14 protein-coding genes are annotated in these 13,119 nt (G+C 60.1%); 6 read left to right on the plus strand and 8 right to left on the minus strand.

What is annotated here, in order from left to right; translation table 11 throughout:
* The first annotated feature begins 63 nt into the window (after nt 1-63).
* The 4 genes from IT895_RS17155 (at nt 64) to IT895_RS17170 (ending at nt 4,158) form a co-directional block, all read left to right on the plus strand.
* Nucleotides 64-1,056 carry a Bug family tripartite tricarboxylate transporter substrate binding protein gene (locus IT895_RS17155; RefSeq protein WP_085919660.1) on the plus strand — a complete coding sequence of 331 codons (993 nt, stop codon included), beginning with the start codon at nt 64-66 and terminating at the stop codon, nt 1,054-1,056.
* Nucleotides 1,053-1,502 (plus strand): tripartite tricarboxylate transporter TctB family protein, encoded by a 450-nt coding sequence (locus IT895_RS17160; protein ID WP_085919659.1) that lies wholly within the window; start codon nt 1,053-1,055, stop codon nt 1,500-1,502. The genes IT895_RS17155 and IT895_RS17160 overlap by 4 nt, the downstream gene beginning before the upstream one ends.
* Nucleotides 1,503-1,514: 12 nt before the next feature.
* A complete protein-coding gene (locus IT895_RS17165; RefSeq protein ID WP_085919658.1) occupies nt 1,515-3,008 on the plus strand; it encodes a tripartite tricarboxylate transporter permease in 1,494 nt (497 codons plus the stop codon).
* A gap of 94 nt (nt 3,009-3,102) precedes the next feature.
* Entirely contained in the window at nt 3,103-4,158 is a 1,056-nt protein-coding gene (locus IT895_RS17170) for an AbrB family transcriptional regulator (RefSeq protein WP_199284163.1), read from the plus strand.
* Nucleotides 4,159-4,186: 28 nt separating this feature from the next.
* Here IT895_RS17170 and IT895_RS17175 read toward each other — a convergent pair whose 3' ends face one another.
* Together IT895_RS17175 and ltrA are read right to left on the minus strand one after the other, a co-directional pair.
* A complete protein-coding gene (locus IT895_RS17175; protein ID WP_199284164.1) occupies nt 4,187-4,399 on the minus strand; it encodes a hypothetical protein in 213 nt (70 codons plus the stop codon).
* A gap of 82 nt (nt 4,400-4,481) precedes the next feature.
* Nucleotides 4,482-5,870 (minus strand): group II intron reverse transcriptase/maturase, encoded by a 1,389-nt coding sequence (gene ltrA / locus IT895_RS17180; protein WP_199283554.1) that lies wholly within the window; start codon nt 5,868-5,870, stop codon nt 4,482-4,484.
* Here ltrA and IT895_RS17185 point away from each other — a divergent pair.
* Nucleotides 5,869-6,105: a hypothetical protein gene (locus IT895_RS17185; RefSeq protein ID WP_199283555.1), complete on the plus strand. Its 237-nt coding sequence runs from the start codon at nt 5,869-5,871 to the stop codon at nt 6,103-6,105. The genes ltrA and IT895_RS17185 overlap by 2 nt on opposite strands.
* Before the next feature lie 303 nt (nt 6,106-6,408).
* Here the strand turns inward: IT895_RS17185 and IT895_RS17190 are convergent, their stop codons facing one another.
* Entirely contained in the window at nt 6,409-6,708 is a 300-nt protein-coding gene (locus IT895_RS17190) for a hypothetical protein (RefSeq protein WP_085919657.1), read from the minus strand.
* Between the two features lie 346 nt (nt 6,709-7,054).
* Between IT895_RS17190 and IT895_RS19580 the strand changes: the two genes are divergently transcribed.
* Entirely contained in the window at nt 7,055-7,192 is a 138-nt protein-coding gene (locus IT895_RS19580) for an NYN domain-containing protein (protein WP_325073166.1), read from the plus strand.
* Between the two features lie 85 nt (nt 7,193-7,277).
* On the opposite strand, the gene IT895_RS17200 is transcribed toward IT895_RS19580, so the two are convergent.
* Genes IT895_RS17200 through IT895_RS17220 form a run of 5 tightly spaced genes read right to left on the minus strand, consistent with a single transcriptional unit; the run spans nt 7,278 to nt 13,060 of the window.
* Nucleotides 7,278-8,444 (minus strand): alpha-hydroxy acid oxidase, encoded by a 1,167-nt coding sequence (locus IT895_RS17200; RefSeq protein WP_199284165.1) that lies wholly within the window; start codon nt 8,442-8,444, stop codon nt 7,278-7,280.
* Nucleotides 8,444-9,460 (minus strand): 2-hydroxyacid dehydrogenase, encoded by a 1,017-nt coding sequence (locus IT895_RS17205; protein WP_085919655.1) that lies wholly within the window; start codon nt 9,458-9,460, stop codon nt 8,444-8,446. The genes IT895_RS17200 and IT895_RS17205 overlap by 1 nt, the downstream gene beginning before the upstream one ends.
* Nucleotides 9,453-10,382, minus strand: a complete 930-nt coding sequence (locus IT895_RS17210) for a dihydrodipicolinate synthase family protein (protein ID WP_199284166.1) — start codon at nt 10,380-10,382, stop codon at nt 9,453-9,455. Before IT895_RS17210 ends, IT895_RS17205 begins: the two co-directional genes overlap by 8 nt.
* A gap of 24 nt (nt 10,383-10,406) precedes the next feature.
* A complete protein-coding gene (locus tag IT895_RS17215) occupies nt 10,407-11,528 on the minus strand; it encodes a mandelate racemase/muconate lactonizing enzyme family protein (protein WP_199284167.1) in 1,122 nt (373 codons plus the stop codon).
* 26 nt (nt 11,529-11,554) lie between these two features.
* The gene (locus IT895_RS17220; protein WP_066320954.1) at nt 11,555-13,060 is read right to left on the minus strand and encodes a tripartite tricarboxylate transporter permease; all 1,506 of its coding nucleotides are present in this window, start codon (nt 13,058-13,060) and stop codon (nt 11,555-11,557) included.
* Nucleotides 13,061-13,119 lie beyond the last annotated feature (59 nt).

Raw genomic sequence — 13,119 nt, forward strand, 5'->3', positions numbered from 1 at the left:
TCTGGTATGACCGGGCTCGGACATTCCCCGCGCCCGACGACAACAAGAGAACAGGAGTTCGTCATGAAGATCAACCCAATCCTTCGCCGCGCCTCTGGCCTTGCCGTCCTAGGCAGTGCAATGTTGATGGGCCAGGCCCACGCTCAGACGATCCCGGAATCCACCGAGTGCATCGCGCCAGCCAAGCCCGGCGGTGGCTACGACCTGACCTGCCGCCTGGCCGCCAACGGCCTGCAGGATACCGGCATGATCAACAAGCCGATGATGGTCAGCTACATGCCCGGTGGCATTGGCGCGGTGGCTTATAACCATGTCAACGGTGTACGTACCGATGACCCTGGCCTGATCGTTGCCGCCAGCACAGGTGCCGCCGTCAACTTGGCGCTTGGCAAGTTTGGCCAGTACGACGCTGATGAAGTCCGCTGGCTGGGCGCGCTCGGCGTCGACTATGGCGCGATCGTCGTCAGTGCCGATGCCCCTTGGGAAAATCTCGAAGAGCTGATGGCCGATCTCAAAGAAAATCCCAACGAGATTGCCTTCGGCGCTGGCGGAACCGTGGGCAGCCAGGACTGGATGAAGGCGGCCTTGATTGCCAAGTCCGGGGACATGTCACCGAGGGATCTGCGTTACGTGGCCTTCGAGGGTGGCGGCGAGGCCCTGGCGGCATTGCTCGGTGACCATATTCAAGTGTTCACCGGCGACCTCTCGGAACTCAAGTCTCAGCTTGAGAGCGGCAAGATCCGCGTACTGGCGTCACTTTCCGAAGAGCGGATGGGTGGCCCCTACGCCGACATCCCTACCGCGGCCGAGCAGGGCTACGACGTGGAATGGCCGATCTGGCGTGGCTATTACATGGGGCCGGAGGTCAGCGATGAAGCCTACCAGGCCTGGATCGAGCGCATGCAGGCACTGGCAGAAGACCCTGTCTTTGCAGAACTGCGTGAAGCGCGTGGTCTCTTCCCGATGTCACGCTTCGGTGACGACTTCGACAGCTACGTCAAGGAACAGGTTACCGAGTTCAAAGGGCTGGCCGAAGAAGTGGGTCTGACGCAATGAGCATCGCCGCCGACCGAGTATTGGGTATTGCCCTGATCGGTCTGGCGGCGTTTATCGCCGTTCAGGCCGTTCAGTTGGAGATACCTTTCAGCTATGAGCCCGTCGGCCCCAAGGCATTCCCGTTGGGGCTGTCGATTCTGCTGACCTTACTATCGCTGGTCATGATCTTAAGGCCCGGCGACAACGGTAGCTGGCCGCACAAGACACTGGCGCTCCGGTTGTTACTGGTGCTGGTTTTACTGCTGGTCTACGCCGTCTTGTTCAGACAGCTGGGGTTCATCGTCTCATCGATGCTGGTCGTCACCGCCCTGGCGCGGCTGTTTGATGCCACCTGGGGTAAGGCACTGATCACCGGCATTGTCATGTCGATTGTCGGCTATTTTCTGTTCACCGCCGCCCTCGGCATCAGTCTGCCTTCTGGCTACTTGTTCGCCAGCTTCATCTAAAGGATCGCTGAGATGTTCGATTTCCTGATCGACGGCTTCGGGGTTGCGCTAACCCCTCTCAACCTGGGCCTGGCCTTCCTTGGCGCCCTGCTGGGCACCCTGTTCGGGGCCTTGCCGGGTATTGGCCCGATCAACGGCATCGCCATTCTGATGCCGTTGGCCTACACCCTCGGCTTGCCGGCGGAGTCATCGCTGATCCTGCTGGCCGCCGTCTACACCGGCGCCGAATACGGCGGACGCATGTCGAGCATCCTGCTCAATGTGCCCGGTGATGCCGGTGCGGTCATGACCACCCTGGACGGCTACCCGCTGGCACAGAAAGGGCTTGCCGGCCCCGCGCTAGGCCTTTCGGCCGTTAGCTCCTTCATTGGCGCCACCATTGCCATTATCGGCCTGACACTTTTCGCACCGCTGCTGGCGGAAGTCGCGGTGATGTTCGGCCCGGCCGAATTTTTTGCGCTCATGATCTTCGCTTTCTCCTCCATGTCGGTGATGATGGGCAAGGATCCTATCAAGACCGCCATTGGCGCGGTGCTCGGCGTGCTGATTGCCACCGTGGGTATCGACTCCGGCAGCGGCGTGTTGCGCTATACCTTCGGTTTGCCCGAGCTCTATGACGGCATCGACTTTGTGGTGATGATCATCGGGCTGTTTGCCATCAGCGAAATTCTGCTGATGCTTGAGCATGCTCACCGCTCGGAGGACGACGGCAAGCTCCCGCCGCTGGGTCGTGTCTTTGTCACCCTCAAGGAAGTTATCGCGTGTAAAGGTGCTATCGGCCGGTCGGGATTGCTCGGCTTTATCATCGGCGTTCTCCCCGGGACCGGAGCGTCGGTGGCGGGCGCCGTCTCCTACACTACCGAAAAGCGCCTTTCCGACAAGGACAATACCTTTGGCAAGGGCGACATGCGCGGCCTGGCAGCACCAGAGTCAGCCAACAACGCGGCCGCGGTGGGCTCCTTCGTGCCCATGCTGACGCTTGGCATTCCCGGCTCGGGCACCACGGCCGTATTGCTGGGCGCGCTGATGCTTTACAACATCACCCCAGGACCGATGATGTTCACCGAGCGCCCGGAAGTGGCCGGTGGCCTGATCGCCTCGCTTTACATCGGTAACATTGTCCTGTTGATGCTGAACCTCCCGCTGGCTGGCGTCTTTGCCCGCGTGCTGACTATCCCGCGCTGGGTATTGGTACCCGCCATTGCTATCCTGGCGTTCGTCGGCGTCTACCAGTTGCACTCCGACCTGTTTGCCATCTACCTGATGCTGATCATCGGCGTGTTTGGTTACCTGCTGCGCAAGCTGGGGTTCTCTTTGGCCCCCGTGATTCTTGGCTACGTGCTGGGGGGCTTGATGGAGCAGAATCTGCGCCGCGCGCTGTCCATCAGCGGGGGTGATGTCGGCATCCTGTGGCAGTCGGGTATTTCACTGGGGCTGTGGATAGCCGCTGCCTTGCTGCTGGTGCTGCCCTGGGCAGTGCCAAAGATGCTTGCGGCCAGACGCTGATTGACGAAAAGCCAAACGCCGATCGCTCGACACGACCGCCCCGGCAGATGTTCTCAACTGCCGGGGTTTTAACGCTAAAAGGAGATTGAAAGCCATGCTGGCAGCACGGATAGGCTCGCTGGGTCGTTTTCTGCCGACGTTGGCGCTCGGGATTGTCGGCGGTGGGCTGGCTTACTGGCTACAACTTCCCCTCCCCTGGTTACTGGGCGCCATGATCGCCACCACCGTGGCCTCTCTGGCGGGCGTCCCCCTTGAGTCACCGCGCAGGGGGCGCAAGGGGGTACTAGTGGTCATTGGGGTCATGCTCGGTTCAGCGTTCACACCAGAGATGACCGGAGACGCCAGCCTGTGGGGTATCAGCCTTGCCGTCATGCTGATCGCCACGGCGGTAATGATGACCTTCTCGGTTTGGTTCTCCTGCCGCGTGGCCGGGCATTCCTGGGAGACGTCGCTCTACTCTGGCGTGCCTGGCGGGGTCTCCACGGTGACGGGGATGGCGCTCTCCTCCGGGGCCGATCTACGCATTATCGGCATTACCCACGCCGTGCGTATCCTGGTGCTGCTGGTGGCCATTCCGCCTGCGCTGCAGTTTATCGGCCATGTCGATATTGGCGGTGCCACGCCCGCATTGTCACAGTGGCTATGGATGCCAACCCCGATAGATATCGGCTGGCTGTTGGCGGCGGGCATCAGCGGCGTATGGCTGGGCAAGATCCTTCGGCTGCCCAGCCCGCTGCTGTTCGGCCCGGCGCTGGTTTCAGGGGTACTGCACTTCTCCGGCCTCACCCACGCCGCGGTGCCCCCGGCGATCATTGCGTTCGCCCAGGTGATCATCGGTATCTCCGTGGGCGTGCGCTTTGCTGGCGCCAAGCTTGGCGCGGTGGGCATGGCGCTGCTGATGGCCGTCATTCAGGCCCTGGTACTGTTGTTTCTCGCCATTATCGCGGCCTGGGCAGGCCACCTGCTCACCGGGTATTCCGCCGCGGCAGCGCTGCTCGCCTACATGCCCGGCGGTGCCCCGGAGTTAAGCCTGGTTGCACTGAGCTTGGGTATCGACCCTGCCTTTGTTACCACTCACCACCTGCTACGTATCACGCTACTGATGTTGCTGCTGCCCCTGCTGCTCAGGCGGATGGTAGTCAAAGACTAGCGATTCGCTGTGAGTGCCCAGGCCTGCATTACAGCAACCGCCCTGAGCGTTGGCCCCCTGCTCGCTCGAACCAACTCTCTTCGCGCGCTTGATGGGGGCACTGAGCGCCGCTGAATGCAGCGGCTGGAACCTGGCATGGCCACCATCGCGAGCCAGCCGAGGCGGCGGTGACCAGATGGGGCTCGTCGAGCAAGTGGCGGGCAGAGTAGCAAACCATGAACGCCATGGTGCTTTGATTCATGAGTTCGTAAATCGAGTAGGAAGGGGAGTTACCTCCCCTGTCCTCTCACACCACCGGGCATACGGTTCCGTACCACGGCGGTTCATGAACAACGTTTGAGCCATCCTACCGTATCGAGTATCGAGATTAGGCCATGGTCATAAAAGCACTTCCTCGGCAGGGCCTGATTCATGTGCGATGCCCCGGCATTCCACCAGGGGCCTCGCCCATTACCCGCCGATTTCCAAGCTCGGTATGCGTCCAGACCTAGGCCTCGGAGTTTCCGCCGCCGGGTCGCTGGGCGCTTCCATTGCCGCCAGAGCAGGCCGCGTAAGCGGCGGCGTATCCATTGATCCAGCGCTTCCAGCGGGCGCTTTACATCAACGAGGCTGAAGTAGTTGGCCCATCCTCGTAGGACTGGCCTCAACCCTTCGATTACCCGTTGGATGTTACGCCCCCTGCCACGCTTCAGGATCTCCCGGACACGCTGCGTCATACGCTTCAGGCTGGTCTTGGCTAGCGTCAGTTTCGGCTGATTGTGCCGAGTGAGACTGTAGCCTAGATAGCCGCGTTTCCACGGCCGATCCACCGCACTTTTGCGGCGATTGACCGTCAGCCGGAGTGAACTCTCGAGATACTCACTCAAGCTGTCCATGACACGCTCGCCTGCTCGTCGACTTTTGACGTACACCTGAACGTCATCGGCGTAGCGACAGAAGCGGTGGCCTCGGCGTTCCAGCTCCTTGTCCAGATCGTCCAGCAGGATGTTCGCCAGCAGCGGGCTGAGGGGCCCACCTTGAGGCGCTCCTTGGCGTCTCGGTGTGGGCAGGCCGTGCTGGAATATGCCTGCCTCCAGGTAGCGGCGGATCAGGCGCAGCACGCATTTGTCGTCAACGCGTCGCGCCACCCGTGCCATCAGCAGGTCGTGGTTCACTCGGTCGAAGAAGGCTTCCAGGTCGAGATCGACCACCCAGCGGTGGCCGGCGGTAACGTGGGCCTTCATGGACGAGACGGCCTGCTTGGCGTTGCGTTTGGGGCGGTAGCCGTAACTCGACTCGGAGAACATCGGGTCGAAGATAGGCATGAGCACCTGCAGCAGCGCTTGCTGGATCAGTCGGTCTGTGACCGTAGGAATGCCGAGTTGCCGCTCGCCGCCTTTAGGCTTGGGGATCGTGGCCGCTCGGATTGGGCTTGGGTGATACTCGTCGGCCAGCAGCCGCTCGCGCAGCGTTGGCCAGTATTGCTTTAGGTGGTTGGCTAATTGATGCACTGTCATGCCATCGACACCCGGTGCCCCTTTGTTGGCAACCACCTTACGGTAAGCTCGCTCCATGTTCTCCGGGTCAACGACCCGTTCCATGAGCGAGGTTGGCTCCGCTTTCGTCCACGATAGCGACGCCGGGGTCGTCTCGACGCTCACCGGCTGGGGCTCAGGGTACTGCCCCTGCCCCTCTGGGTGAGTGACGGTGTTAGCGTCAGTTTCTGTCTTCATGATCGATCCTCGAGACGTTATCGCCTACTCGCGGTTCTTCATGTTCGGCCCTTGGTGCCGGAGTGAACCGGCACTTACTATGGCCTCTGCTGACGTCTGGTGGTCCATCCCGTCGCCTCTCGACGCCGGTAGCACCATGGCAGACCACCAGACCTCCCAGGGTAAGACGCGCGACCTTCCCGCTTATGCCTGTCGGATTTACGTCATGACGTTCCGTGCAAGTATCGGGCTTTAGTGATTAGTGCCACCTCACCCCGCCATAACGCCTCGTATCCGCTTCCTATTCGTCAGGCCAGCGTTTTGCCTCAGGCTGCCTTCAGATTCCCCCTCGCGGGAGACACCCTTGCCGTCGGCTAGCACTTCCCCTTGCCGGGCGTGCAGGGGACTTTCACCCCCAAGTCATCCTGAGGCACCACCCCCAGGAACAGCGCCAGTTAAGGCGCTGCGCGCCATGCCTGGCGCACACTAAAAAGGCCCCGACAGTGTGTCGGGGCCCCGAGGCTCATAAGCCAAATAGCACGTCGGTATTCGATCGCGTTTAGGTGGTCGCTTCGCGCGCCAGTTCCAGTTGATCAGCGCTCAACTGGATATCTGTCTCGTGCTGATTTTCCGTTCTAAGGCTAGCGCGTGCTTTTTTCATGGCAGCGCTGTCGCCTTCGCTCACGATATCCTGGGATAAATCCATGACCGATACCGACGTATCAGCGTCCTGTTGCGTTACCTGGCCAGTCTTCAGAGGCTCGTTCAGTTGAATGGCACGCTCAGTGGCCGGGTCGGCCTGGGCGACCATGGGAATGGCGACAATGACAAGAGCTGAAAGCGTTGTCCTGAGTTTCATGATACGTCTCCTTGGGTTGGTACGGAGAAATGCTCTCCACTAGGTGATTAGCATGCTAATGTAATGATCATTCCATAAAAAGGTACTTTTCTCGCTTTTCATATTCGAAAAAATTTACCTAAAAGTTGTATTGACACTAAAAACCTCGCCACCTTCCTTGCCCGCCCGGGACGGGATAAAACACAGACGCTTTACGCAAAAGGTGACGCCGACGTGCTCGAAACCTATGGCCGCCACTTTGATGACAATAAGTTTTGGGCGATATCCACCACCAACAGAGGCGTCGTGAACGCCTTTTAGTCAGCGTTCAGACGGTTCTGCAAAAGGGGATTGGGATGTTGGCATCGTGCTCGATGTCATGGAGCGCGCGGAGACAGCCGAGGTCATCGTGCTGACCTCAGGCGCTGGAGACTTTGATCTGCTCGTCAACAAAATCAGGGGGCAATACGGAAAACAGTTGACGTTCATGGCGCCCCGCCGTTGAGCGCCGCGTTTCTGATGGGCCAGGCCAGCAGGTTCATCGCGATGGATGGAACACTTTCACTGAATCCACATCAGTTTAAATAGAACTAATAGAACCCATTTCGCTTTAGTAAATCCACGGATAACGCCTTGACGCTTGTTACGCCGAGCAGCGCCATATCGCGTTCTATTTCGTCACCCAAGAGCGTGACCGCTTTCTCCACACCGGCGTCGCCCGCGATGCTGGCCGCATAATTAAAGGGACGGCCCAGAAACACGAAGCTGGCGCCCAAGGACAACGCCTTGAGCACCTGGCTGCCACGCCGGAAGCTGCCATCGATCATCACCGGCACCGCTTCACCAACTGCCTCCACCACCTCGGGCAGCATGGTCAGCGGTGCCACGGTGGCATCGAGCTGACGGCCACCATGGTTGGAAACAATCACCCCATCGGCACCGGCACTGACGGCCCGTCGTGCATCGTCTGGGTGGAGAATACCTTTCACTATCAGGTTACCCTTCCAGCACGCCCGAACCCGATCAAGCGTTGACCAATCCAGGTGCCGACGGCCCGAGAAATCCCGGTTAACGTTTTTTGCCAGCACCGGCACGCCTCGCGTTGCCGCGTTATTCTCGAAGTGCGGAACGCCGTGGTACCACAATGTCTTTAAAAAGGTCCCGAATAGCCAACGTGGCCGTACCAGGCCATCCAAGGCGAGCCGGAGGCTGGGGCGCAGCGGTGAAGAGAAGCCCGCTCGCCGGTGATTTTCAGGATTGGGCGGCACGGCGTAGTCCACGGTGATCACCAGATTGCTAAATCCGGCCTTCTCGACACGCGCCAGTAGGGCATCAATCTCCTCTGGCGTTCCGGGCAGATAGGCCTGGAACCAATCTGAGCCATTCGACCCTGCCAAGGTCTCCATAGGAATCAACGAGGTACCGCTGACGATCATGGGAATGCCAGCGTTTGACGCCGCCCGCGCCAGCACCCGATCGCCCCGATAGGCCGTCAGGGCACTTATCCCCATTGGGGCAATGCCAAACGGATAGGCGTAGCGGCAACCAAAGAGCTCGGTTTCCGTCGATACATCGGCCACATTGACCAGCGCCCGCGGTAGAAACACGTAGTGATCGAAAGCATCACGACTGGCGCGGGCGGTCATGCCGTCTTCGGCGACGCTCGCGACATAGCCAAACAGCGGTCGCGGTAAATGCCGCTTGGCGGCCCGCTCGAAATCATCCAGGCTCAGAATATGGTCCAATCGTCGGGGCATTATGTCTCCTGGGCTTCAGAGAAGGTCCGTCGCCAGACATCCTCATTAACGGGGGTAAGCGGTCCACTGCCAACCAGCGCACCCACCAGGTTATCGACGGCCAGTTGCGCCATGGCGTCACGCGTTTCATGGGTCGCCGAGCCAATATGCGGGGCAACCACCACATTGTCCATGGCGGACAACGGTGAGTCGGCAGGCAATGGTTCTTCGGCGAACACATCGAGCCCTGCGGCACGAATACGACCGCGGCGTAGTGCCTCGATCAACGCCGGTTCATCCACCACTTTTCCCCTTGCCACATTGACCAGTGCCGCCGTCGGCTTCATAAGGGACAGGGCATCGGCGTCAATCAGGTGATGGGTGTCGGCGTTGTAGGGCACGCTCAAACAGACGATATCCGCTTGGGCTAACAATGCCTCAAGATCACGCCGCTGTGCGCCGAGCTCCTGCTCGAGCGCCGGTTTGGGCGATGCCGCCGTGTACAGGATCGGCATGCCAAAGCCCAGTGCCCCGCGCCGGGCAATCGCCGCGCCAATCCGCCCTGCGCCTACGATGCCCAGGGTTTTACCGTGCACATCAACGCCGAAATGCTCGGGGCCGATATGGGCCTGCCAGCCACCGTCACGGACAAGATTGGAAAGCTCGACCAGACGCCGCTGAGTCGCCATGATCAGCGCAAACGCCGTATCGGCGGTGGTCTCGGTCAGCACATCCGGTGTATTGCAGAGCAGAATGCCGCGCCGGCTCAGCGCCTCAAGGGGCAAATGGTCATAGCCTACCGAAATAGTAGCAACCACCTGTAGCGCTGGCGCTTTGGCCAACATCGCCTCGCTGAGCTCCAACTTACCGCCGATCAGGCCATGGGCCTTGGAAAGTGCTGCCATAAAGTCGGCGTGATTGGAGGCATCCACATCCTCGAAGTAGTCAACCTCCGCCATGCCGGAAAGCGCCTCAAGCTGGGCTTCGCTGAGTCGGCGTACGGCGACAATCCGCCACGGTTTTATTTGCTCAGCCATGGCGCGCCTCACCCACTCCTTGCATTTGGAAACCCGTCGCTTTGAGCGCAGACATAAGTTCAGCGGTACGTTGGTCGTCCAGCTCCACCAAGGGTGGGCGCAAGCGCCGCCAATCGTCGATTCCCGAAAAATACGCCGTCGCCGCTTTCATGGCAGGGATCAGCGGATAAGTTTCAAACAGGTCGCGTACCACGTTAAGGCGCTGCTGACGCTCATCGGCATCACCCTCCTGCCAATGCCGTGCCAACTCAACGATGGCCGCCGGATTAACGTTGGCCGTGGCACTGATGCAGCCAGCGCCACCGGCCCGCAAGGTATCCAGCAGAAACCGTTCGCTACCCGCGTACACGGCGAAATCCTGCCCGGCAAAGCGCTCGGTCAACGCTTGGGTGTGGGCCCAATCACCGCCGCTGTCCTTGATGCCGGCAATGATGCCAGGGAAGGCATCGCGTAACCGTTCGATCAGTTCGAGCGAAAGCGGCACCTGAGTGACCGGCGGAATATGGTAGAGGTAGATCCGCAGGCGTGAATCGGCAACGCGGTTGATCACTTCACTGTAGTAGCGGAACAAGCCCTCATCGCTGACCCCCTTGTAATAGAAAGGCGGCAGCATCAGCACACCGGCACAGCCCGCCTCCACCGCCGCGCGGGTCAATGAGACGCAGTCGTCAATCGCGCAGTTGCCGGTGCCGGGCATCACTCGGGCAGGATCGATACCGCCATCCACCAGCGCCTGCAACAACGCCTGCTTTTCAGCCACCGTCATTGAATTGGCCTCGGAATTGGTGCCGAACACCGCCAAGCCGACGCCATTCGAGGCCAGCCATTGGCAATGCGCCACAAAACGCTGCCCGTCCGGCGCCAGGTCGGCGCCGAAGGGGGTAATGACCGGTGACCAGACGTCTCCACTCACTTGAGACATGACATTCTCCTTGTTGTAAGACGGTTAGTGCCAGGGTTCGATGGCATAGCGCTCAAGCGCCGCCTGATCAAAGCCGAAGCCAAGTCCCGGAGCGGTGGGCAGCAACAGTTGGCCGTCGGCAAACTGCAACTGTGTATCCACCAGGCGCCTGAAGTTAAGCACCTGATCGTCAGCGAAGAACTCGACCATGGACACGTTGGGTGCCGACGCCACCAGGTGAATATGCAGGTCGTGGAACCAGTGCGGGTAAATGTCGACACCGTAACTGGCCGCTGTGGCGGCGATGCGCCGAAACTCGGTAATACCGCCACATACGGCGGCATCGGTCTGCAGAATCATTGCCGCTTCCTTATCCAGCAACTCCTTGAAGCGCCAGCGGCCCGCCTCTATTTCGCCCGTGGCGACCGGCACCGGCGTACGCTCCGCCAGGCGACGATGGTTGTCGATATCATCGGGGCTGAACGGCTCCTCGATCCAGAAAGGGGCGTACGATTCGGCCATGCGCATAAAGGCCAGCGCCGACGGCAGATCCCGCCAGGCATTGTTGGCATCCATCATTACCTGCACATTGGGGCCTACTGCCTCGCGCACCGCCGCCAGTCGCGCTTCCTCGCCAGCCAAGTCTTCGCGGCCGACCTTCATCTTGACCGCCTTGAACCCCTTCGCCACGTAGCCGGCCATTTCTTCACCCAGCATCGCGGGGGTCTTGCCGTCCAGGTAGTAACCCCCGCTGGCATACGCTGGCACGCTTTGCGTGTCGCTTGCGCCCAGGAATTTATAAAGCGGCAGTTGCGCGGCCCGGGCATTTCGGTCCCAAAGCGCTGTATCCAGAATACTGATCGCACGCATTACCGAACCGCAGCGACCATGCAGCAGCGATTCCTGATACATTGCCTGCCACAGTGCCTCGGTCGAATGGGCGTCCGCTCCGATCAGCACCGGCTTGAGCAGTTCCCTGACGGCATTGGCCACCAGCGAACCCGCATTGTTGCCGCCATAGCAAAAACCAATGCCCACATGGCCATCATCGCCCACCACCTCAACCAGCACGTAATCGCGCTTGAGTACCTGGCGATTGGAAAAGCTGGTGGGATTATCCAGCGGTACATTGACCGTCCGAGCTCGTACGTCAGTTATCGTTGTCATGGTAAATCCTTACATTGAGATTTGGGTCATTCCGGCTGAGTACGGCTTCTCAGCGTTCCCCGCAGCCAGCGGAAAAACGGGGTCGCCTGCAGTACTGAGAAAGCGGCAATGCACAGCAACACAACGGCGATAGGGCTGGTCAAAAAGATGCCCAGATTGCCCTGACCGATCAGCATTGACTGCTGGAAACTGGTTTCCATGACCGGCCCAAGAATCAGCCCGATCACCATCGGCGCTGGCGACACGCCCGCCTTGTTCATCCAGTAACCGAACAGCCCAAAACCGAGCATCATCCCTACCTCGAACAGGCTGTTGTTAATCGCAAAGGCACCAATCACACACAGCGTTATAATCGAGCAGGCCACAAAGCTGTCAGGGATCCGCGTCACACTCACGCACAGGCGGGTAAACAAAAGACCCACCAGCAGTAAGCCAATGTTGGCGAAAATGACCGCCCAGATCAGGGTGTAGGTAACATCGCCATAATCTGTGAGCAGATTGGGGCCGGGCAGGATGCCCTGCACCATGAGAGCACCCAGCAGAATCGCAGTGGAGGAACTGCCAGGAATGCCCAGGGCAATCGTGGGAATCAGGGCACCGCCGACCACCGCATTGTTGGCGGCTTCAGGGGCGGCCACCCCAGCGATGTCACCCTTGCCGAAACGGCTCTTGTCCTTGGCAAAACGTTTCGCCTCGTTATAGGCGAACCAGCTCGCCGTATCACCGCCGGTTCCCGGAATCAGACCGGTAATGATGCCAATGCCGCCGGAGCGGAAAATATTGGGGAGCAAACGGCGAAGCTCGGCCAGTGGCGGAATCAACCGGTCGGTGATCTTGCTCGCCACCTTTTGTTTACCATGCGCATTCTCGATCAGGATGAGCGCCTGGGGGATCGAGAACAGTCCGATCAGCGCCACCGTGAACTCAATGCCCGAGAAAAGATTAATGATGCCGTAGGTCATGCGTGGCGTGCCGGTGATCAGGTCCATGCCGACAGTACTCACCAGCAGCCCCAGGGCCCCGGAAAGCAGACCGCTGATGACCGAGCCCTGGGCCAGCGAGCCGATGATGGTAATACCCAGTACGGCAATGGCGAAAAGCTCGATCGGGCCGAACTTGAGTACTAGCACACCGAGTAGAGGCGCTGCTGTGAGCAGTGCAATACCGCTCATCAGACCCCCGATGAAAGACGCGAAGATCGAGACCCCCAACGCCTTGCCAGCCTGACCCTGTTGCGATAACGGATAGCCATCAAGCACTGTCGCCGCCGCCGAAGGCGTGCCCGGCGTCCGCAACAAAATGGCGGCGATCGAACCACCGTATGAGGCCCCCACGTAGAGCGACGCCAGCATACTGAGCCCCGAGGCCGGGTCCATACCGAAGGTGAGCGGCAGCAACAAAGCCAGCGCCATCGTGGCAGAGAGCCCTGGCATGGCCCCCACAAATAGCCCCAGCAGTGTGCCACCCAGAATCAGGGCAATATTGGTGAACGAGATGACGTTGGTCAGGCCCACCAGAACAAGGTTATCCATATGACTAGACTCCAGAAGCCTGCGTCAGGCACCCACCCCCAACTCGCTGACAGGCTGGG

Origin of the sequence: Halomonas sp. A40-4 (assembly GCF_015767635.1) — a bacterium.
In the GTDB taxonomy this organism is placed as follows: Bacteria; Pseudomonadota; Gammaproteobacteria; order Pseudomonadales; family Halomonadaceae; genus Vreelandella; species Vreelandella janggokensis.

Bases quoted from the DNA above. Each gene is read 5' to 3' on its own strand.
- IT895_RS17205 (WP_085919655.1), bottom strand. From the start codon at position 9,460: ATGGCTGAGCAAATAAAACCGTGGCGGATTGTCGCCGTACGCCGACTC.
- IT895_RS17165 (WP_085919658.1), top strand. From the start codon at position 1,515: ATGTTCGATTTCCTGATCGACGGCTTCGGGGTTGCGCTAACCCCTCTC.
- IT895_RS17160 (WP_085919659.1), top strand. From the start codon at position 1,053: ATGAGCATCGCCGCCGACCGAGTATTGGGTATTGCCCTGATCGGTCTG.
- IT895_RS17190 (WP_085919657.1), bottom strand. From the start codon at position 6,708: ATGAAACTCAGGACAACGCTTTCAGCTCTTGTCATTGTCGCCATTCCC.
- IT895_RS17175 (WP_199284164.1), bottom strand. From the start codon at position 4,399: ATGAATCAAAGCACCATGGCGTTCATGGTTTGCTACTCTGCCCGCCAC.
- IT895_RS17185 (WP_199283555.1), top strand. From the start codon at position 5,869: ATGATCGATCCTCGAGACGTTATCGCCTACTCGCGGTTCTTCATGTTC.
- IT895_RS17170 (WP_199284163.1), top strand. From the start codon at position 3,103: ATGCTGGCAGCACGGATAGGCTCGCTGGGTCGTTTTCTGCCGACGTTG.
- ltrA (WP_199283554.1), bottom strand. From the start codon at position 5,870: ATGAAGACAGAAACTGACGCTAACACCGTCACTCACCCAGAGGGGCAG.
- IT895_RS17155 (WP_085919660.1), top strand. From the start codon at position 64: ATGAAGATCAACCCAATCCTTCGCCGCGCCTCTGGCCTTGCCGTCCTA.
- IT895_RS17200 (WP_199284165.1), bottom strand. From the start codon at position 8,444: ATGCCCCGACGATTGGACCATATTCTGAGCCTGGATGATTTCGAGCGG.
- IT895_RS17210 (WP_199284166.1), bottom strand. From the start codon at position 10,382: ATGTCTCAAGTGAGTGGAGACGTCTGGTCACCGGTCATTACCCCCTTC.
- IT895_RS17220 (WP_066320954.1), bottom strand. From the start codon at position 13,060: ATGGATAACCTTGTTCTGGTGGGCCTGACCAACGTCATCTCGTTCACC.
- IT895_RS17215 (WP_199284167.1), bottom strand. From the start codon at position 11,528: ATGACAACGATAACTGACGTACGAGCTCGGACGGTCAATGTACCGCTG.